At 40.9% G+C, this 21,520-nt stretch carries 14 protein-coding genes; 6 read left to right on the top strand and 8 right to left on the bottom strand.

What is annotated here, in order from left to right; translation table 11 throughout:
- The first annotated feature begins 516 nt into the window (after positions 1-516).
- Positions 517-1,101, top strand: a complete 585-nt coding sequence (locus SD53_RS04425) for a hypothetical protein (RefSeq protein WP_052749247.1) — start codon at positions 517-519, stop codon at positions 1,099-1,101.
- A complete protein-coding gene (locus SD53_RS04420; RefSeq protein WP_052749246.1) occupies positions 1,095-2,963 on the top strand; it encodes a DNA phosphorothioation-associated putative methyltransferase in 1,869 nt (622 codons plus the stop codon). The genes SD53_RS04425 and SD53_RS04420 overlap by 7 nt, the downstream gene beginning before the upstream one ends.
- Here SD53_RS04420 and SD53_RS04415 read toward each other — a convergent pair.
- Positions 2,956-3,579, bottom strand: a complete 624-nt coding sequence (locus tag SD53_RS04415) for a hypothetical protein (protein ID WP_046519022.1) — start codon at positions 3,577-3,579, stop codon at positions 2,956-2,958. The genes SD53_RS04420 and SD53_RS04415 overlap by 8 nt on opposite strands.
- 4 nt (positions 3,580-3,583) lie before the next feature.
- The gene (gene dndA / locus SD53_RS04410) at positions 3,584-4,711 is read right to left on the bottom strand and encodes a cysteine desulfurase DndA (protein ID WP_046519021.1); all 1,128 of its coding nucleotides are present in this window, start codon (positions 4,709-4,711) and stop codon (positions 3,584-3,586) included.
- A gap of 122 nt (positions 4,712-4,833) precedes the next feature.
- Between dndA and dndB the strand changes: the two genes are divergently transcribed.
- From dndB to dndE, 4 genes are read left to right on the top strand one after another with little or no spacing between them, the layout of a single operon-like run.
- Positions 4,834-5,916: a DNA sulfur modification protein DndB gene (dndB, locus tag SD53_RS04405; RefSeq protein WP_046519020.1), complete on the top strand. Its 1,083-nt coding sequence runs from the start codon at positions 4,834-4,836 to the stop codon at positions 5,914-5,916.
- Positions 5,913-7,574, top strand: a complete 1,662-nt coding sequence (dndC, locus tag SD53_RS04400) for a DNA phosphorothioation system sulfurtransferase DndC (protein ID WP_046519019.1) — start codon at positions 5,913-5,915, stop codon at positions 7,572-7,574. The genes dndB and dndC overlap by 4 nt, the downstream gene beginning before the upstream one ends.
- The gene (gene dndD, locus SD53_RS04395; RefSeq protein WP_046519018.1) at positions 7,564-9,522 is read left to right on the top strand and encodes a DNA sulfur modification protein DndD; all 1,959 of its coding nucleotides are present in this window, start codon (positions 7,564-7,566) and stop codon (positions 9,520-9,522) included. The genes dndC and dndD overlap by 11 nt, the downstream gene beginning before the upstream one ends.
- Before the next feature lie 2 nt (positions 9,523-9,524).
- Positions 9,525-9,857, top strand: coding sequence for a DNA sulfur modification protein DndE (dndE, locus tag SD53_RS04390; RefSeq protein ID WP_046519017.1), 333 nt, complete (start codon positions 9,525-9,527; stop codon positions 9,855-9,857).
- A 12-nt stretch (positions 9,858-9,869) separates the two neighbouring features.
- On the opposite strand, the gene SD53_RS04385 is transcribed toward dndE, so the two are convergent.
- The 6 genes from SD53_RS04385 to SD53_RS04360 form a co-directional block, all read right to left on the bottom strand.
- Positions 9,870-11,591, bottom strand: coding sequence for a DUF262 domain-containing protein (locus SD53_RS04385; RefSeq protein WP_046519016.1), 1,722 nt, complete (start codon positions 11,589-11,591; stop codon positions 9,870-9,872).
- The gene (gene dptH / locus SD53_RS04380) at positions 11,588-16,654 is read right to left on the bottom strand and encodes a DNA phosphorothioation-dependent restriction protein DptH (protein ID WP_046519015.1); all 5,067 of its coding nucleotides are present in this window, start codon (positions 16,652-16,654) and stop codon (positions 11,588-11,590) included. The genes SD53_RS04385 and dptH overlap by 4 nt, the downstream gene beginning before the upstream one ends.
- A complete protein-coding gene (gene dptG, locus SD53_RS04375; RefSeq protein WP_046519014.1) occupies positions 16,635-17,942 on the bottom strand; it encodes a DNA phosphorothioation-dependent restriction protein DptG in 1,308 nt (435 codons plus the stop codon). The genes dptH and dptG overlap by 20 nt, the downstream gene beginning before the upstream one ends.
- A 2-nt stretch (positions 17,943-17,944) precedes the next feature.
- Positions 17,945-19,552: a DNA phosphorothioation-dependent restriction protein DptF gene (gene dptF / locus SD53_RS04370; RefSeq protein ID WP_046519013.1), complete on the bottom strand. Its 1,608-nt coding sequence runs from the start codon at positions 19,550-19,552 to the stop codon at positions 17,945-17,947.
- A gap of 174 nt (positions 19,553-19,726) precedes the next feature.
- On the bottom strand, positions 19,727-20,623 hold the full coding sequence (locus SD53_RS04365; protein ID WP_046519012.1) for a GGDEF domain-containing protein: 897 nt from the start codon (positions 20,621-20,623) through the stop codon (positions 19,727-19,729).
- A gap of 14 nt (positions 20,624-20,637) precedes the next feature.
- Complete coding sequence (locus SD53_RS04360; RefSeq protein WP_046519100.1) at positions 20,638-21,453, bottom strand: alpha/beta fold hydrolase; 816 nt, start codon at positions 21,451-21,453, stop codon at positions 20,638-20,640.
- Positions 21,454-21,520: the final 67 nt, after the last annotated feature.

Here is a 21,520-nt window from a genome sequence, read left to right as displayed (position 1 = left end):
TCCGCTTTTCTATTCAGCATGCCCAGTCTGTGACTGAGGATAGCTGACACTACAGCATGTGCTTTACTACGGCAGTTCCATCATGCTGATTCGGATGTTCTGCGAAACATAACCTGATAAATGAGATTTTGCAGGCCATTTTCAGTTCTTATAATCATATGATGAAAGTTTGCTTTGAGCGATTAGCGAACTGAAATTAGTCTTAAGTCGATTTGTGACGAATACAGAACCTCTTATCTATTCTTTTCAACTTGCTCAGTATTTTTTTGATTTGATTACAAAGTAAAACTATCTTTGACTTACTGCATCAATCTGCTTTAGCTTTGTTGGATATAAATTCCCACTCACGCAAATGAGATATGAATAATTGGTACTCAAGTAACGAGATTCGTAAGCTCCTGAAAATCAGCGGCTGCCAACTTATGCATATGCGGCAAGCTGGCAGTATGAAGTTTAAGAAAGTAGGCAACTCATATTTTTATCAATTACCAGTCAAAATTCTCAGCGATAAAAGTGATGAACAGTAATTCAGTTGAGGCGCTGCTTAACAGTCCTATCAGTCGCGAATTCACTCTGCGGGACATTTGCCATTGCGGTGAAACATGGCAAAAAATAAAAGTTCTGAATATTCCTCAACAAGAACAAAGTAAATTAGATCTGGTTTGTTTAGCAACAGAGCTACTTGATCCTATAAGTGAGCAGTTCGGTAAACCGGTGTTGACCTACGGATTTGCAGGTTATGAGCTATTAACTCATTTAAAGCGCAAAAAAAGATCTCGTATTGCGCCTAAACTAGATCAGCATTCTGCGTCAGAGTTAAACTCAAAAGGTGAACTTATTTGCTCTCGCTCAGGTGCCGCGGTGGACCTCTATCAACCTTCGTTCAGCAGCATTTCTCTAGCGCTTTGGATATCTAAAAATCTTCACTTTGACCGGCTGTATTACTATGGAGCTGATAAACCAATTCATCTGAGTTACCACAGAGAGCCACAACGCCAGATCGTCTTCGTAAATAGACGACATGATGGCTCTGTAATCCCCAGACGACTTAGTATATTTCAGCTGGAGCAACTAGCTATGCATGGGATTGAGCAATGTTGACTGCTGATATTTTTCGCCAATGGGTTCTGCAACTTCCATACAAGAAAGAACTACCCCAAGCGATTTATTTGCATAAAGACACCTTGGAACAAACTCATAAACCACTACACAAAGTAATCACGGCAATTTCTAATGCTCTTAAAATAGTCCCCGAGCAATGGAATGTAGTCAAACTATCCAAGACTCAGTTTCAGTTAGCGCTGTTAGATTATCCAAATTTCTATGATGTCCCTTATCCAGAACTAAAACAGAGTATTAACATTGATTTGGCTAAGCTAAGCCACAGAGTTCTACACTACGACATTGAGCAAAATCCGCCTATTTTGCATCGCAAAGAATTAATGTTATCGCCTGACCATTCTAGGTACAAAGAGTATAAGGACATCACAATTGAGGCAGAACAAGCTGGATTATATGAATTTGTTAATCAAATTGGCTTTCGTGATAGCTGGATAAGGTTGATAGCTAAAAAAGGCTATGTACTGGTCGATGGCCGCTTGTTTCGAGAATCTACGTTACCTATTGAAGAACAGCACAAAGTAGATCGTTACCGCACAGCATTAATGCGCAGGGACTTATCTTTACCGTTTAAATTATTGGAAAAAAACGATTTCCTTGTTTCAGAATACAGCTTCTTTGACTATGGCTGCGGTAGAGGCGACGACTTGACTGAATTGCTTGAACGCGGTTTGAATGCCTTTGGTTGGGACCCTAATTTCAGGCCGGATAACGAATGTCAAACAGCCGATATTGTAAATTTAGGTTATGTCATAAATGTAATCGAAGACCTAGACGAGCGAATTGAAGCTTTACTAAATGCCTGGCAACTCAGTGAAAAGCTGTTAGTAGTATCGGCGATGCTAGCAAACGACGATTTTATCGCTCGCTTTAAATCGTTTAAAGATGGCGTGCTGACTAGCCGCAATACCTTTCAAAAATACTATCAACAGGCTGAGCTAAAAGGCTTTATCGAGCGCACTTTGGACGAGCTTCCTGTAGCAATAGCTCCCGGCGTATTTATCGTCTTCCGAGATAAAGAACTGGAGCAACTATTTCTAAGTAGTAAACAACGCCGTCGGTCTGCTATACCCGAACGTATTCATAAAACTGATAAAAAACAGCAGTTAGGCTCTTTGTACCTTCAGCATCAGCAAAGTTTTGATGAATTGTGGCTGCGTTGTTTAGATTTAGGTCGTTTACCCGCAGAGACTGAGTATGCAAAATTAGAACTAACTATTCAGCTAGCAGGCTCTGCTCGAGTTTTGCAAAGGTGGCTAAGTCAAATTTTCGACGCGACTCAATTAGAGCTCGCAGCTGCGCAGCGTAAACAGGACTTATTAGTTTATTTTGCATTAAACCTGTTTGAGAAACGCCAGCAGTACAGAAACATGCCAGTTCGAATCCAAAACGATGTTCGGGAATTCTTTGGTACATTCAAAGTAATTGAACAGCAAGCGACAACGTTACTAAGGTCTATCGCACAGCCAATATTAATAGAACAAAGTTGTCTCCATGCTCACCAGCAACTGCCTGCAAGCCAGCTAAACGAAGCTCATTCATTAGTACTGCACAAAAATTACCTACAGCAACTACCTGCTCTATTGCGGGTTTACGTGGGGGCAGCACTACAACTCTATGGTGATTTAACAGATATTGATCTAATCAAAATTCATATTACATCGGGCAAAGTTAGCCTCATGGGCTATGACGACTTTAGTAAAGATATTCCATTGCTGAAAGAACGCATAAAAATAAAGATGGCGGAGCAAAAAGTAGACTTTTTTGACTATCTGGATGAATGGAAAATGCCGCCTTTGTTGAATAAAGAGCAGCTCGTAGCAAAACTTGAAGCTACTACTTGATTGATTTTAAAGAATCTTTCTTAGCTGCAATTTGTGACAAACATTGATCTCTTAGTTGTTCAAAGTTGCTAATATTTTGTTTTACCTCGTTAAGCAAACTTTGCTTATCAATCCCATCAGAAAAATCTGCGTCAGGCATATCCGGATTCTTTTGGGAGTCCAAGATTTTTCGCCTAAAAACAACTGTTTGGCTTTTATAGCCCTCTACAGCAGAGGCTGCGTCATCAGCACCAATAGAACGTAGCAGTAACTCAGACTTTTTGATCGACGACAAATGCTTGAAAAGAGCATCGCAGGCCTCTGAATATTGATCGTTGAACTTGTCGGATAATTTATCTCTGGATATTTCACCAGTGACATAAGCTAGCTTCGTTTTGGTCAAAGATAGATACAAACCGCAGGCATCAGAATAATCAATAAACTTCATTAAAGCGTCATAGAGAATGCCAACTTCTTTTTCAATCACCTTTTCAGCCAAGATCTTATTTGCATGCTGACGAAAACCAAGATAGATACCAGCGAAAGGAATAAAAGCCAACAAAAGTTGCCATAAGTATGTCAGCAAAGACTCCCAAAGCGAGCTTTCTGCTTCGACCATCAAGATTTCAATAGGCATACAGTTACCCCTGTAACGTTTTTATAGTTCGGACTATATCGTCAATAGGAAGCTCTTTTACACCTACACCCCATGACATCCTTACAGAACCTGCGATCAATTCTGAAGACAACCCCATGGCTGTTAGTACATGGGAAGGAGTATAACTGGCGGATGTACAAGCAGATCCGTTCGATACTGCGGCAATTCCTTTTAAAGTGACCATAAGTGCTTCTGAATTCACACCTGGAATTGAAAAGTTCATTACAAAAGGAGAAGTATTATCTCCATGAATCACAGCATTAAATGGGACCAGAGCTAGTTTCAACGATTCTTTTATAGACGAAGCGTCTGAGAGCCACTGCTCCCAACTTTTAGCTGCGATCTCGCAGGCTAAGCCAAAACCAGCGACCAAAGGTGCAGCCAGAGTTCCTGGGCGCAATCCACGCTCTTGCCCACCGCCAAAAGAAATGGGTTTTAAAGGCACTTTGTCATAACCACGACGTCGCATAATAAGCGCCCCAATACCTTTAGGCGCATAAATTTTATGTCCACTGGCGCTGATCAAATCAATCCGGCTGTTGGTCAAATCATGACGAAACTTACCAAAACTCTGAGCAGCATCTACGTGGAGATAAGCATCATGATCTTTCAAGACTTCACACAATTCTGCCAATGGTTGTATACAACCTGTTTCGTTATTTATGTGCATGACAGATACCAGCACCGTTTCTTTGCGGAGTAAAGATTGCAACTGTCTTGGATTGACTAAGCCTGATGCATCCACGTCAAGATAACTCACCTCAAAACCAAAGGACTCTAAATGCTCGACAGGCTCTAAAACAGCCTTATGCTCTATCCTACTGGTGATAATGTGCTTTTTACCCGTTTGCTCTGCATAGTCGCGAAGACCGAGTATTGCTATGTTATTACTCTCTGTCGCACCACTGGTAAATATAACTTCAGTTTTGTCAGCGCCAACCACGTCAGCAACTTGCTGGCGAGCAGTTTCAACGGCCTTTTTGGCTTTTACACCATACTCATGAGTTCTGCTACCAGCATTACCAAAGTCATCCACCATCATTTTGTACACTAAATCAGCGATCTCAGTGAGCACTGGTGTTGTGGCATTGTAATCAAGATAAACACTCATGGTTGGCACCTAAAAAAAGCTAAAGACATCTGCAAAACCTTTTGCTAACATGCCACACCCTGTTCGTACGAACAAACATAATTTTCGTTCGAACAAAATGTGAACGTACAGGAAGACGAGTTGTGAATCACATCCTATCTGGGAACAGCTTCCCCGCAATTAAAGGGGCACAAGCCGGGCATGAATACTATATTGTCATGTGCCCTCTGAAAAGGCTGAAGAAAATTTTTACTGTGGACGAGACTATGCTCGCCGTTAGCGATAGAGCTCAGCGAGTTCTAAATCACAGCCGTATCCCGCAGATCACTCGCTACATTCATAACAACAGATTCGATTATACATTTTCCTCTTTAACTGCCTGTATTGAGGGTCACACAAGCTTTCAACCCATAGCAGAAGAAGGACATGGCAGTAAAATTGGTACGCTACTCGTCGACGAAGATGCAGAGTTTTATCTGACAGACGGTCAGCATCGTAGTGCCGCAATTCAACAAGCATTAGAGGAAGATCCGAGCCTTGGCGACGAAACTATATCTGTTGTATTTTTCGTCAATAAAAACCTGAAAGAGCGGCAAAAGATTTTCAGAGATTTAAACCTGTACCCAGTTCCTACGAGTAAATCAATCGCAGTGCTGTATGGTTCAACACCTGAAGAAAATCTGACGAACAAAGTTGTAAACGATGGCGATTTTTTTAACGGCGTCGTTGAATTCTCAGATAGTCGCTTAAGTAAACGTTCATCTAAGTTTTTTATGCATAGTTCATTGCATGCGGCTTGCATGGAGCTGTGTAGAGATATCACTGAAGATAACTGGGAAAAGCAAGCGCAAAAGGCCATAGATTATTGGGACACACTAGCAACCAACCTACCTCTGTGGCAGCAAGCTAAAGCCCATCAAATAAAACCTGCGGACAGAGGTAATTACGTTCTTTTTAGTGCGGTACTTTTAAAGTCATTTGCGCAACTTGGTAAAGAACTATTATCTGAGCACAAAAACTGGAAAACACTGCTTAAACAACTGCAAAAACTAAACTGGGACAGAACTAATAAAATCTGGGCAGATCGTTGTTTCAGTAAAGGTCGTATGGACCATAGTAGCCACTCAGTCACTTTGACTTTGAATATTTTGAAGAAACATATGTCATTAAATCTCACTGCAGAACAACAGAAAGTGGAAGATAAATTCTTAGGGTCAGCTAAATGAGCGGCTTGGTTCAGACTTATTCCGCATTTAATGAGAAAGGCTTAAAAGCTGCTACAGCTGATGCTGTAGCACATATCAAGCAATTGTACTTATCTGATCAAATCCCATGGGTAATTGGTTATAGCGGTGGTAAAGATTCAACTGCCGTACTTCAGCTTATCTGGTATGCCCTGCGAGAATTAAGCAAAGAAGGAAAGTGCAAAAAAGAAGTGCACGTTATCAGCACAGATACGTTGGTTGAAAACCCTTTTGTTGCAATGTGGGTAGAAAAATCACTGGAGCGAATGAAAGAGTCCGCAGAAAAACAGAAGCTACCAATAATAGCGCATCGTCTTACACCAGCCGTAAAAGATAGATTCTGGGTAAACCTTATAGGCAAAGGTTATCCAGCTCCACGCTTCAAATTTCGTTGGTGTACAGATCGGCTGAAAATAGCACCATCGAATACCTTTATTAACAATATGGTTACGAGCAAAGGCGAAGCTATTTTGGTACTTGGTACTCGAAAAGCTGAAAGCACTACCCGCGCTGCGACTATGGAGCATTACGAAAGTATAGAAACCAACACAAGACGGGCTGATGGCTTAACTGCAAACGGTACTCTTGAGCGTGTTTGGGTTTATACCCCGATTGCGGAGTGGAGCAACGACGATGTATGGATTTATTTGAACTCAGTTGAAAATCCATGGAATTTCCCGAATCAAGACTTAATGGGTATGTACCAGGGCGCAACCGAAGGTGGCGAATGTCCGCTCGTTGTTGATAAAAGCACCCAAAGCTGCGGAGACAGTAGGTTTGGCTGTTACGTTTGTACTATGGTGACAGAAGATAAATCCATGTCCGCTATGATCGCCAATGACGAAGAAAAAGAGTGGATGTTGCCGCTACTAAGTCTGCGTAATGAAATTGATGTCAACGATAGTAATAGAGAGAAAAAACTCGACAAACTACGCCGAGATAAAAGCAGACGCGACTTCCGCCGCATGAATGGGTCACTGACTGTGCACATATCAAAGCACGGTGCTGATATTGTCCCAGGTCCTTACATTCAAAGTTTCCGCGAGGAACTACTAGAAAAAGTGCTGAAAGCTCAGGTCGCAGTACAAAAAATGGGGCCTAAAGAAGTTAAAAATCTGGAGTTGCTGCCACTGGAAGAGCTTGAAGAAATACGGCGTATTTGGTTGGAAGAAAAACTGGAAATAGAAGACAACCTGCCCAGTATTTACGAGCGTGTCACAGGCAAACAATACCAAGGAGCCAAACGCGCGCATCACCCTATTTTAAATAAAACAGTGATGGATAAGCTACAGGCATATTGTGCATCGCATCAGGATCCTGATGGTCTTATGTATCAGCAAATTCGCGCTGTGTTAGCTATTGCAAACAAACATAAAAACCAACTGAGAAGAGCAAACCTTTCTGCGGAGCTAAACGATAGCCTGGAGAAAGGAGCGTTTTCGTCTTTGAAAGATGCAAAAACCTTTGCTCTGGAACGTAAGCGCCACGAACTGCAAATCCAGCTAGACAATACTCCAAACTTGTCTGGCAAAGACAAAGAACAACTGTCGGAACAAATCGCCATAGTGACTCGTTCTATAAAAGAAGAAGGCTACAGCTCATTGCTGATTGAAACCGAGGTAGTCAGCGATGATTTTTAAAGAGCTTATTATTCAAAACTTTGGCATATACAAAGGCAAACACTCTGTAGATTTAGAAGTTACACCAGACAAACCTGTCGTCTTATTTGGTGCACTCAATGGCGGCGGTAAAACTACATTTCTGGACGCTATACAACTTGTACTGTATGGCAAGTATGCCAAATGCTCAAACCGAGCCAACCAAGCCTACGGCTCATTTCTGGCCAGTTGCAAAAATCGGTTTGCTAGTGCCGAGGAAGAGTCCACGTTATCTTTGGCTTTTTTTCACCATAGTGATAACGCCATTCGACGCTTTGATATCGAACGTAGCTGGCAAGTGAAAGGCTTAGAAGCAAAAGACAAAGTGAAAGTGTATTGCGACTTTCAATATGACGAGCACTTAAGCCAGTACTGGGACGAATTTGTGAATGAATTTATTCCACAAAATTTATCGGATCTTTTTCTGTTTGATGGCGAAAAGATCGAGAATCTTGCACATCCACAACGCTCTTCCGAACTGGTTAGAACCGGCATTGAGAGCTTATTAGGCTTAGATTTGCTGTCACAACTGCAAATCGACTTAGCCAACCTTGATAAAAAACGCCGAGTGAGTAACGTAGATCAGTCGGTGCTGGCTAAAGTAGAAGCCTGCGAAGAAGAGTTGGGGCAACACAATGTTGTACTCAGCGACTTAAAAAAAGATATTGCCGAACTGGAACAACAAGGTAGTGATACCAATATAGCTATAAACAAAGCACGACAAGCGGTTCGTAATGCCGGGGCACACCTTATTGAACAGCGCGATGAACTGAAATTCGAGTTAGGTGCTGTTGAAACTAAGCTAAAACTGAATAAGGCTGAACAAGTTAAGTTGGCTGCTGGCGTGGGACCTTTAGCACTGGTAAAAGACTTGATTGAGCAAACCAAGCAACAGATCAAACTGGAAACTGCAGCGAAAGAAGCAAAACTACTGGACCAAGCCATCACTGCTTACGACCAGCAAATACTAAACACACTGAAAGCGAGTAGTGTTAGTGAACTCGCATTAAGCCAGGTTGAAAAAACCATGGCGAAGATGTCAGCACAACGACAACAATTGGCCAACGTTGAGTGTTACTTAAATACAGATTTGAGCATTTTTAATGGCTTAGAAGAACGTATTGCTGACGAGGACAAGCAGAAGCAAAAACTTAAACGTGAAGAGCAGCATCTGTTAGAGAAGCAAGCTTTGTTGCAGAAGCAACTTGAAGCAATACCAGCCTACGACAAAGTACAACATTTATTAGCAGACTTAGCTGAACAAGAGGCTACCTTTAAAAATCTACAGGTACGTTTAAAACAGAAACAGCAGTCACTGGAGCAGGCCCAAGCCAGAGGTGCAGTATTATCGCAACGCTACACCAACCTGTTAGCTCAGCAGAACAAAGATACCTTCGAGCAGAAACGTATCGTCGAAGTTGGTCAGCATATTAAAAAGCTCAAAACCACTATGACAGGTTTTGCAGAACAGCTAATCAGTGAAAACATTGAACGACTGCAATCACTCGTAAAAGAAAAGTTCGATGCTTTAGGCCGTAAATCGCAGCTCATAAGCGACTTAACCATATGCCCAGCCAGCTTCACCATTACTTTATATGATGTAACTGGGGCTGCACTTGAACCTGCTAAGCTATCTGCTGGAGAGCGCCAATTGCTGGCCATCGCTATTTTATGGGGCTTAGCAGAGGCATCAGGAAAAGAATTACCAACCGTCATTGATACCCCTTTGGGGCGTTTAGATGGGAAACACCGCAGTAACCTAATAAACAACTACTTCCCCAAAGCCGGTTCTCAAGTAATCTTACTATCAACAGATGAAGAGATTATTGGTAACTACTACCAGCAGTTGAAACCCTATGTGTGTAGGGAATATCAGATCAGTTACAACGAACAAGACAAAACATCAAATTTTAACCCAGGATACTTTTAAGCATGCAAAGCATTGATATTATTCGTTTATCAGAAAAGCAAAAACAGCAGCTTGTTGTATTAAAGCGTAAAACCGGCATAGAAAACTGGAACGTATTATGCCGCTGGGCTTTATGTTTGTCTTTGGCCGACCCAACAGAACCACCGAAGGAGGATATTCCTTCGGATAGTAATGTGGAGATGTCAAGTAAGGTCTTATTTGGCGAGATGCAAGGTGTATATAGCAGTATTTTAATCCAGTATTTAAAGAGTAGTACTTACGATAGCGCATACAGTCTTTTGAAATCTCATATATCTAGGGGTATTCACTTATTGTCTAGCTCCCTCACAATGTAATTATGAATTCAATCAAAAATCAATTTTCCAAGTATTGAGCGCCCAAGCAGATAAATCTGATTGGCGCTGTTCGATGGATTGTCTGTTCCATTCAGAGTAACTTTCAACCATCTGAGTGGTCTTAAGGTGATTACTTTTAGTAAACAAGATATCTTTTTTCTTGTGAAATGAATAATTCTTTGCTTCTTTATTAATTTTGTTACCAGCTAAGCATAAGTTCCCAAGTCTGTTACACCACATATCAAAATCATCTTTTTCTATATTCAATGCCTTGAGACTCCAACCAGCTCCTAGATTCTGTGGCATAATATGCTCAATATTTACAATACTAGAGCTCTCATTTATTATTTTTTCATTACCAGAGATATATTCCTCTATTTCAGACAGGATGTATTTAGCTCTTTTTGTCGATGGTGCAACATAAGACTTAAACTTAATATCAAAGTCATAGTCACTAACATAAACACCTAAATCTTTAAGTTTTCTAGCAACTTTAATAGCTTTATTTAACTGACCTGAACGAATAAGAGGAGGAATAGAGGACATTGCACTAGAATATTTCGCCGTATGACTTTCGGATATTATTACATACCGAAACTGGAACACTTTAAGATATTTAATTAATTTTTTAATTTCGTCATTATCAAATGAATCAATCGCAGCCATCAGTATCGGATTGATTGCCTTTGCGCTCAATGCACGAAGTGTTTCTAAATCTTTCTTTGTTTGCTTATCATGCTCTTTCCAATAATCACTATCAAAATTATTTATATTTACATATGTCTTTGCAGCATTATATATCGACTCCGAAAATGCGAGAGATCTACCACTAGATTTGGACACATAATCTTTAATCAACTTAAACAAGTTAGATTTCTGATAAACACCATACATGGAAGTCCAATATTGCCCTAAAAAATCCCCGTAAGATTCCAGAGTGCCAAGAAGAGCAGTCATTTTTATCCAGTTATCTTGAACAACCTGAAAGTCACTACCTGCTTTAGCAAAAATAATATTTTTTACCAAATCCATTGTGTCTAATTCACGCCCACGATCATTAATCGTCTCGAATATTAAAAATGCATCTGATTCGTCATTTACCCTAATATTTATTATACTCAAGCCCGTTAGCACAAATTCGGCAAGTCCCTGGAGCTTTTCATAATCAAACTTATTTCCAATATGATCATTTACCGCTCGCCATAAAAAAATAATAGCTCGTAATAACTTATAGTTCGAATCATTTTTCTTAAGAGATGAAATTTTCTTTACTACATCTTTTTGATCGACGTCATTAACTACATAATCAATGAAAACAGAATGATTCTCGCTATTCATCTGATATATAGGGTTTCCTTTTTTCTTTAGCGCTGCATCTCGCTTAAAAAAACGTTGCTTCAGCGAAGAATGTAGTTCTCTTATGTCCTCGCAATTATTATCTTTCATTTCTAGTGAAAGTATTCGTCTAATTACACTTAGCAATACTAACGAAGTTGTTAATCTTTGCTGCCCATCTATTAACTCTACGCTCTTTTCAGAGATTCGCTTTGTAATAATTGGTCCTATAAAATACTTATTGCGTGCCTCATTGATTGATTGACTAACATCAGTCCAAAAAGTTTCGACATATTCTTCTTCCCAAGAATAGCTACGTTGATACAGAGGAACTTTAATTTGATCAAAATCCGATAACTGTGAATCGATGCTCTCTAACTTTGAAAAATCAATACTCATCCAACAAGCTCCCAAAACGCTTTATCTCTCATTTTTGTTAGTGTCTTTTTACCATCGATATATAAGCTGAAATGCTTTTCCAACCTGCGAACGGCTTCCATTAGATTCTCTTGTTCGCCTTTATCATCCACGTTAAATATTGCTTTGATATCGGCATTTCGGATCTCTGCTACACGGTGAATAACCCAGGTCAGGATATATGAGGCGTAGTTATTCTCACCAGTTTTGAAGTGAGTAATATCTTGAGTCGACAACACCACCCCCACTCCATATTCACGCCCTTCTTTTAAAATTCTGCGCAAGCTATTGAAGTTTTGCGACATAAAGTTATCAGCTTCATCAACCAGAATCATCTTGGTAATTTGGCGGTAATCTGCCTGCACTTTTGGCTTGCCGCGTTTTTGCATTTGCGAGTAGAACAAGTCCAAAGTAAGCGCCACTACCAGATTTTGGATTTCTGAAGGGTAGCCTGCCAACTCAATCACGGTAATACCAGACGTAAGTTCGTAAAGGCTGGTCATATTCTCAGGTATTGATTCGAAGATCTTAAAGCGTGCCAATTTTGACAAGGCTGCGTAAAGCGAATCTTCCTCAACTTTTTCCTGTGCGATAAATAACGCCCAAATATCTTCAATGGTGGGAGCGGGCTTATGCCAGCTCGACGCATCTTCAGGTGTAATACCCGCAGAGGTATAAGCCTCTAAAATAAGGTTCTCTAGTTTTAACTGCTGTTTCGGTCCCAAGCCATAGGCTTTTGCCATAGTTTCTGAAAAGCCCGCAGCGGTATGAATTGGCAACATGGGTGTGTCACCAAATAAACTTAGCGGGTTATAAGGCAATTTAAACAGCTTGTACTTTTTGGCATTAGTCGCGTTGATAAAGGCATCGTCAACATAATCTGATTTATAGTCAAAAATCAGCATGCCTATAGGTGCACTATTGACGTTGTGATGCTGATTACGATGCAACTGGGTAATCATTGCTTTGGTAAACTGAGTTTTTCCCGTACCCATAGTGCCGATAATACCTGTGTTGGTATTCATAAAGCGGGCTGTATTCGTGGGCTCCCAGTACAGCGGCTTATCATTTCGAGCATCGTGTCCAAACAATACTTTTAACGGCTCTTTTTCCGCAATAATCACTTGTGGCAGGATCTCAGGTTTCGGCTGTTCTCCAGTATATGTCTCAGCCGCTTGCCTTAATTCCGTCCCCATATTCGCCTGATATACTGGCTGTTCTGAGACCGCTTCAGCGTGGTGAGGACCCAGCAGATACTGTTCAGGTATATGAAACAATGTCTCTACGCTGGCTGTTGCCAACATAGTTTTTAACGGGCGTTTAATAAGATCAGACAACAAGCCACTGGGTAACTCAATTTTTAAAATACCCTGTTCTTCTGTAAAACAAGGGGCGGAAAAGAAGTTATCCTCTACGTTCACCAGAAGAAAACCTTCAGGGTAGTCAGCTAACTCACCAATACTGTATTGTCCTTTTAACCACCATTCCCGTTTTGAAGTAATAGGCTCAAAGTAATCCTGCTCGTACAGACTATACAAACGGTATTTTTCAACCTGCATCAATACCTGGCGGGCAAACAAACCACGATATAACCAACCAGCCAGATCATCGCGCCCCAACAAGTCTTCAGCAAAATAGCGCTTTAACTCTTTTGCTTGTATGTAGCCTTTGGTATGCGTTTGCCGTTTACCGGTTTTCACTTCTAGCGGCAGCAAATACAACTTGTCGTCCTTGAAGCCGGCAAATAATACGTCATCTGATATGGCGCCCTGTTTATAGCCTTGCACTTTACGGGCGAAATCTGATTCACTGATCTTCAATCCTATATTGCCTGCGACACGAACAATCTCAGCAATGGATAACGGAACCCAAGTGATATCAGACTTGGCAAGTAAACTATTCACATACTTGTACGCGCCGATAATGCCTCGCTTGGCTTTGCGTTCAGTGTCGCGGTCGGTGATCATCTTCAGTAACCACTCGCCATTGAAAGCATTAAACTCTTCAATGTGGCCACCTTGTTCGTCACGTTCTAATACCTTGCGATAAAGATCCGTTTGTTTTGTGACCGTAATAGCGTCGTAATTTGTCGAGTTGGTATAGTTGTCTGAGTAATGAATCAACACCACGTCTTTGGAGCTTTCAAAGAAATCCAAGGTTACTTTAGGGTCAATAATACAAGTCCAGATAGAACTATCGTATGAGCGTTCCAATAAAGTTCTAAATGCATCATTAACCGCCAAAGCAGTCGATTTCGCGTTACCGTGCTGTTCATTAGTTTTAAAGGCTGGTTTCAGTAATCTGTTGTAATCACGTGCTAACTGCAAATGGACCAGCTGGTCAGTTTCCACACCTTTTAAACCAAATGCTGTAAAGTAACTATCCTGTTTATTGTCTGCAGCCTCGCCAGCAATTAATCCATTACATACGACACCACTAAGCTCTTGTTCGGGGTCGATATCTGTTCGCTCAACCCGCTGGTTGTTACGGAAGAAACTAATGTGAGCATAGTTTTGCGATGCAACAGCCGTATTTTCAAACTTACTGTAAGTCAAACGAGTGCGCAGTAAATCAACAACCAGATCGGCGTATTCTCTGGCTTTTCCTTTGTCGAGTTCATAACGTTGCTTGAGTTCTTCATGCTTGCCAATGTCAGCAAAGCGATCGAATTCATTGTATTCCAGCTTGTCGTCGTAAACACTCACGTGAATGTAAGGCACTTTGTCTTTTAAAGTTTTAACTAAGTCTACTAACCCCATAAACAAATCAGAGTTATCGTGATTATTTACCGAATTAATGAGTAACTTAGCTTTAGGCCCAGAGCTGAACAACATACTAAATGCATTTTGGAATTCACTGACTTTCTCAAATACTAGTTTTCGCACATAGCTAAAACTTGTGTCTTTTTGAGCAACTAATTGCATCCAAAAGCTATTATCTCGCTCAACCTGAACATAACTAAAATCATGTTGAGGATTAAATACATAAGGTAATAATCCTTGTGCATTCAGTCGTTCTTTAGTAATACGTGGTAGCTCGGCAAAGCTTTGTGTCTTTTCTTTATCTAGGGAAATTTGCTCAGCAACAAATAAATAGTAAGCAAGTACCAGAGGATGTAATGGAGTAAGTAAGTCGTTGCCATCAAATACTGAGAACCCGAGATGCATTAGTTGTTTTTGTTCTTTGCTGAGGACTTCATTGTGCTGTATGTCAGACACCGCTGCAAAAAACTGCTCGACCACATGCTTAACAAGTGCTCTATAGCCGCTATCCCACCCACTTAAAGATGGTAAAGATCTGCGAGTTTGTAATTCAGAAAATAACGCAAGGTAAGCAGATTGCAGTGCTGGGTAACTAGTCAAATCTAGAGCAGAAATATTGCGAGTTGCTTCATCGTGCCTATAAAGCAACTGCTCGGTAACCAGTTGATGTTCCCACTGCAATAATGTCAGACGTCTACCTTTTGGAGCGACCTCTTGGTTATCCAAAATAATCTTGTTCTTTGAGCGATTAAACACACCGAAATAATCAGCATCAAACAGTCTCAAATAACGATCTGAATCCAACAGTAAAGGTAATGTCAGGCTATCTGAAGCTACTGCTCCTTCAACCTCAAAATCTAGGTTAAAAGCTGATGTTTTTACAGTAAAACTTAACTCTGCAGACTCGCTAGCCATTAACTCAAAGTCGATTGCACCTGTAGTTTTAGTTTCAAACACTTGCCCGAGTTGCTCCAACCGGCTTGAATTTTCTAAGTCAGAAATTTTTAGCTTGTTATCGTCAGTTTGAATCAGCAACTTTTTTGCTTTTGGCTGTACCAAAAAGTTATGAGCAATTTCATCGGTTTGAAAATCAGAGAAAGGCAATACAACTACTTTAAAGTTGTAGCTTTCAGATGTTTTATCACGTTTAAGTTTCAATGCAAAAAACAGTGGTTTATCCAACTGTTCGCAGCGAATTTTTATACGGCTGCGTTTACCACCAGCGTTACTAATACCAGCAATCTCGACTTTATTTTCAGACTGCTCCCTGATCTCCACTTCTTTACGTTCAACAGTATCACCGACAAAGGTCAGCTCAAAATCTACTTCGGTTGCACCTTCGTTCAGTACTAGAAGTAAATGACGCTCACGCTTCCCTGCCTTAGTGCTGGCTTTATCTCTCGGAATCAAAATAGATGTGACATCTGTACTTTCGGCTTCAAGTTGTAAGCCTGCGGCACGATTCTTTTTCTGCTCTTGTAAGCAAGCTTCTAATTCAAGCTCCTGTCGCCATTTTTCAGGTTCAGAGAAGTATTTGTCGACGAAACTTTCGCCGAAATCTAGCTCCGCTAATTTTTCAGTCAGTTCATTAGGAAAACGCTCTGTTATCTCGGCAATACGTTCATGTAATCTGCGATTTTCGTCCAAGCGGCTTTGTATCTGTCCATCTTCGTCGTATCTAATGAGTTCTGAATCATTTAACAAACCCAGCTCGTCAAACTTCAAATCACCATCGAGTATCGCTTTATACAAATCACCGAAACCAAAAACTGTTCCTCCATTTTCAATGATTTGTTTAAAAACCAGATTCAACAAATTATGAGAAACATGGCGTCGAGGGTCGAGCTGATTAATCAGACTTTTTAACTTCTCTTTGAGCGCAAGCGGATGCCAAACTTTGTCTTGTTGCGCTAAGTCATCTGCTGAATTAATGATGGTATCCAACATGCTATTGTGAATAACCAGCAAAGCGCTCGAATGAAACTCACCGCTTTGGGACGCCACCAAATCACGTAATCGGGATATATAGTTTTCGGTAAATCCAGAGTCGTTTGCACCATGCAGTACGGTGATCAACCTAATTCCGTTGATCATTAAATAACTTAGTGATGTGCCATTATCCTCCAAGTTACCGTCGTGGCGATGCCACAGCGCCTGAACTAATTTTTCGCTATTTGTGTTGTCAGGAGATTTAAACTGATAGCGGAAACCAGCTTTTAATTCCTCATTGCCCCAGTGAACCAACTGGTCAACTAAAAAATCCTCAAACTGTTTTTCTGACATAAACTGCGTCCCCACTGTCACTCATCCTTTCGACGTTACCGATCCGTTCGTAAAACTGCACAATCTCACTTTGACTTTGCTTATCAAAGTACACACCTCTTGTCTCAAAAGACTTCATTAATTCGTTTAATCTCAGTTTTTCTTGGTCGCCAATAGCTAGATTGGTTAATAACAATAAATAATCCTGGTTAATAACCAAAGTTGATCCTGCAGAGCCTCTTTGTTGAATAAAGTCGGTACAAAGCAACTTCAAAGTGGCCTTCGCAAAGTTGGTGTTGATATCATCTTTGTCTTTGTTACCCGTCTTAAATTGCTCTAAAGATAGCCTGAGTACCTGACGTAAAGCTTCTATAGCGCTCGCTTTTGGTAAAGCTCCGGTCTTCAATTGCCTTTCACTTATAAAATCAACAGCAAAAAGATTGAGCTGATTTAATGCCCAATCACTAGATCTAATGCTGTCAGCCAGAGCCCACAAAGGCTTCACGACATCTTTGTCAGATTGCAACATTTCTGACATGGTCAGGAAAGGGAAAATACGATGTACGTGCTTATAAAGCTGCTTATAGCCATAGTCTTTTACTTCACGCCGCTCTTGGCTGGCTTTTTCAATATCCAAAATAAGATAATTGGGTATTGGTTTAGGCTCTCCTTGATCCCAATTCACTAAGTTATGGGCAAGCTGGCTTGTATACAAAAAGCCATATAATTTCAGGAAACTATTAAAGCTTTCTAGCAAGTATCTGGGTTTAGAGCTAAGGAACTTTAAATCTTGTTTAAAACTTACAGCCAAAAAAGGTAAATAAACTTCTTCTTTAGCTTCGACACGCTTTATCTCTTTTTCTGGTTTTAACGCTTGTTCGAGTAGAACATCATAAATGACCTGTTCCAGAAAATTTAATCGAATAGGCTTCAGACGAACCAAGCTGGTATCTTCCAGCATATTGGTAAACATTTTACCGATCCGTTTATTATGTTGGTTATCTTCTTTTTGTTCCGATAGAAACAGCAAAAACTCAGGAGCAATTTTTAAAGCATCCTTTTGGGCAAAATACATTTGCTGTATCACGCTCCAGAATCCTGGGTCATCCAAACGTTTTTTTAACTCAGCCTCACATAGACTTTCGAAATGCTCAAAATCTTTATTTTTCAGCTCTTTGCGATAAACCTCAGCAATGACTTGCCCTAGAATACTGTTCCAATCAAATTCCTTACGTTCGTCTTTAGTTCGTAACGGGAAATAAGTTGTGAGTTTATTTTTCGTGACAGCCAATTCTTTAGTTAAGTACATTTTTAGCTCCCACTCACTTCTAGTTCGGTGCCATTACTTTCTGCATCGTACAACCTGAAACGCTGTGATTCCTTTGTGATAAACAAGGTTTTTGACTTACTGGCAAGCTCATGAAGTTGTTCAACTAATTCGTCCAATAATACTATTGCGTTTTTATCATGTTTATTAGGTTGGTAACCCTCGACTATTCGGTGTAGTAACCCCAAGAAGTTGATATTGATTGGAACAGGCTTTAAGGGCTGTTCATCCACCCGTAGGAACGCAGAAAAGTATCCCACATGCTCTAGGTCAGTTTTAGCTTCGTTTTTAATAGCATTGTTATCTTGCTTTACATCAACCTGCGCTGCCACATGAAAACCGTTACGAGTAGCAAGCAACAGTTCATCTTTGCCCAGCTGCGGAGCATTTCTGTTGTTGTAGCGACTTAACGCGTTAAGCAGTACTTCCCGATAAAACTCTTTCAATTGAACTCTAGCTTCAGCATCATCAGGGGAACGATGCAAACGCCATATAGTTGCGTACTTGTCCAATAACGAGTCATTGAAATCTGACTTAAAGCGGTGATGGTAGTTATTTCCCATGTCTTCGTTTTGCAGTAGATAAAATAGCCGAATATAACTTTCTGCAGTCCGGATACGACGAAGATCGAATCCTTCAGCTTTAAGTGTCTGTTTAAAAGACTCGAATTCAGGTTCTTTGATATCCAGTTTGTGACTCAAAACAAACTGGTCAATCAATTTTGTGCGCAACAAAGCGGGATCAAAATCAGCTATTTTGCTTACAATTTCGCTGTCATTACATGTGAATAGATTTTCAGAAATATAGTTAGAACCTGCCAATAAGTGATACACAAAATCAAGCAATGCTCTAGCTGTCAGAAACTGATCCCTCATCAAACGCGCTTTAAATAGTGATTCGACTACCAACTTTTGCACCGACGGCAGCGATAACAAACGGTAGTTTGCGCACAGCAATGAATCGACCTGTGGATACATCAATTCTTTGTCGTAATACTGTCGGATGATGTTATTTTCTGGGGCAGTAAGTCGCGTAAGTAGATCTTCAGTAAATCGTGAACTATAGCGGCGAGATTCCAGCTTGAACTTAGGGTAGTGTTCAAAATCAAGAAATGTATATCCTTGAGTTTGTTTACCAGAATCAAGATATAACTTTATGGCTTGCTTGGCGGAATCATCAATTCCTTCTTCAGCATAATTACCCAACATACCTGTATTTATGCCCACAACAAGTGCTTTAGAGCCTGCCGAATAATCTGATAAAACTTTGTTCAATCTTTCAATAGCAGTTTCTTTAGGCCCAAAACTGTGGGTGGCGTCAAGATGAAAATGTGCTTTATGGGAGAAGGCTTTGCTGTAGCGGGTTAGAATCTCAGATTTACCGTCGCCACTGCTACCACAGAGGAAAATAACCTTTTTTTCGCCAAAGCTCAGAGAATTCAGTTGGTCTTGGAAGTCTTTCTCAATATCTGTTTCGATATAAAGATAATTTTTAACTTCATCCAAACCTAAAGATATTTCAAACTCACGTTCTGTTTTCACTGCATACGGCGAGGCTTTAGATAAAACGCCAAGAACTTCACTAAGACGCATCAATTAATCCCTTAAATGATCCAAGATAACCAACATTGCTTGGAACTTCAGACTGTAGATTACTGTATCACATTAGAAACAGCCAGCGATCTGATTGAAAGACAAAGAAAATAAGACGTTGATAAATGCTTCAAAGTGATAACTTGGTCAAATGCATATCCGGCTGATATTGATTCACTCCCCATCAATATCCCGCCACACCAGTCTGTTGCGGCCCTGGTTTTTTGCTTCGTACAGTAGAATATCTGCGCCTTTGTATAACTGCTCAAAACTGGCTTTGGCGGAAATTGCCAGACCCAGGCTGACGGTTACCTTGATCCCCTGAATTTTTTCAGCTCTAAGTAGGGTCAGTATTCTTTCGGCAAATTGGATGGGAGATTCATGGTTTTGATTCAGCGTGATCATAGCAAACTCTTCGCCGCCAATCCGGGCCAAAATGTCGTCTGCTCTGCTGTTACTGGCCAATAACTGTGCTACCTGATGTAAGACATCATCTCCCACGTCGTGACCATGCTGGTCGTTGATTTGTTTGAAATGGTCGATGTCGATCATGAAAAAAGCGTAAGACAGTTTATGGCGCAATGCCTGTTTAATCAAAGTACCGGCTCTGGAGATAAAAGCTCTGCGGTTCAGCAAGCCTGTTAATTCATCCGTTTGTGATAACACCTCCAGCTTTTCGGCTCGTTGCTCTAAGTCGTTTCGCAGGTTCACCAGTTCCTGATACAAGCTGTCGCGCTGTTGCGCTATGCTAATCACCCAATAAATTAATTTGCGATCGGCGTCTTGAATTACCCGGGCATTCACCAGCACTGGCACAGGTTCAGCGGCTTCCATCTGAAGACTTAACTGAATTTCGGTGCAATGGCCTTGGTGCAGCAGCATAGGCATGACAAAACTTTCGATAATAATTTTGGACGCCGCAGTAAAAGCCAATCCAATACGGGCGCCAGTTTGAGGTTGTTGCTGACTGATTTGATAAAAATATCGGTTGGCAAACAGAATTTCGCGCTCTTCCAAGGTAGTGACCACTAAACCAGCAGGGAAATCGTCCAGAGCAAATTCAGTCTTCATACTGCGCTTTTACCTTATTGTAAGGACTGCATAAAGTGCTGAATATGCTCTGCAACCTGCTTTGGATGCGTCATATGTAAACAATGGCCTTTCGCTTGCACCACCTGTAACTGACTGTGGGGCAGGTGTTTTTGCATGTATTGGCCAATAAACATAGAAGCCAGAGCGTCGGTTTGGCTTTGCAGCAACAATACAGGATGAGTATTCAGGGGCAATAAAGCACGGTAATCGGAGAAAAAAGTCGCCTTGGCAAAGTTTTTGGCGGTAATAGGATTGGTGCTGCAGAAGCTTTCGCTCAGCTCAGTGCTGACAAGGTCTTTGTCTGTCGTGCCTGCCACCAAAGGTGCCAGATACTGCGCCCAGCCAATATAGTTTTTATCCATCAGATCAATTAGCTCTGTTAAGTCGCTCTGATTAAAACCACCCAGATAATCAGGTGGATGATTTAAAAAACAAGGCGACGGGCAGACCATCACCAGGCTATGTATACGCTCTGGAATTTGCCGGGCGGCAATTAAGCTAATCATACTGCTGACTGAATGGCCAACCAGCACCACATTGCTTAAATCCAGCCTGTTACAAATATCGACTAAGTCCTGAGCATAGCCTTCCAGATCAGAGTATTTTTGTCTGGAATACGCTGCCAGATTAGAGCCACCCGACCCAACATAATCAAACAGCACTAGCTTGTACTGGCTACTCAGCTCTGGAGTTAAAAAACGCCACATCAACTGGTTACAACCAAAACCATGCGCCATCAGCATCACCTGCTGGCCAGTGCCTATGATTTTGACATTGTTTCTCTGCAGGACGTTGTCATTGGCAGGCATAAAAAACTCCATTCCGTGCATGCTTACATCGAATCAAGCTAATTCGGGACAATAGTAGGACAAATAC

The organism is Rheinheimera mesophila, assembly GCF_000986865.1.
Lineage (GTDB): Bacteria > Pseudomonadota > Gammaproteobacteria > Enterobacterales > Alteromonadaceae > Pararheinheimera > Pararheinheimera mesophila.
This window is presented reverse-complemented; position numbering and strand designations above follow the sequence as displayed.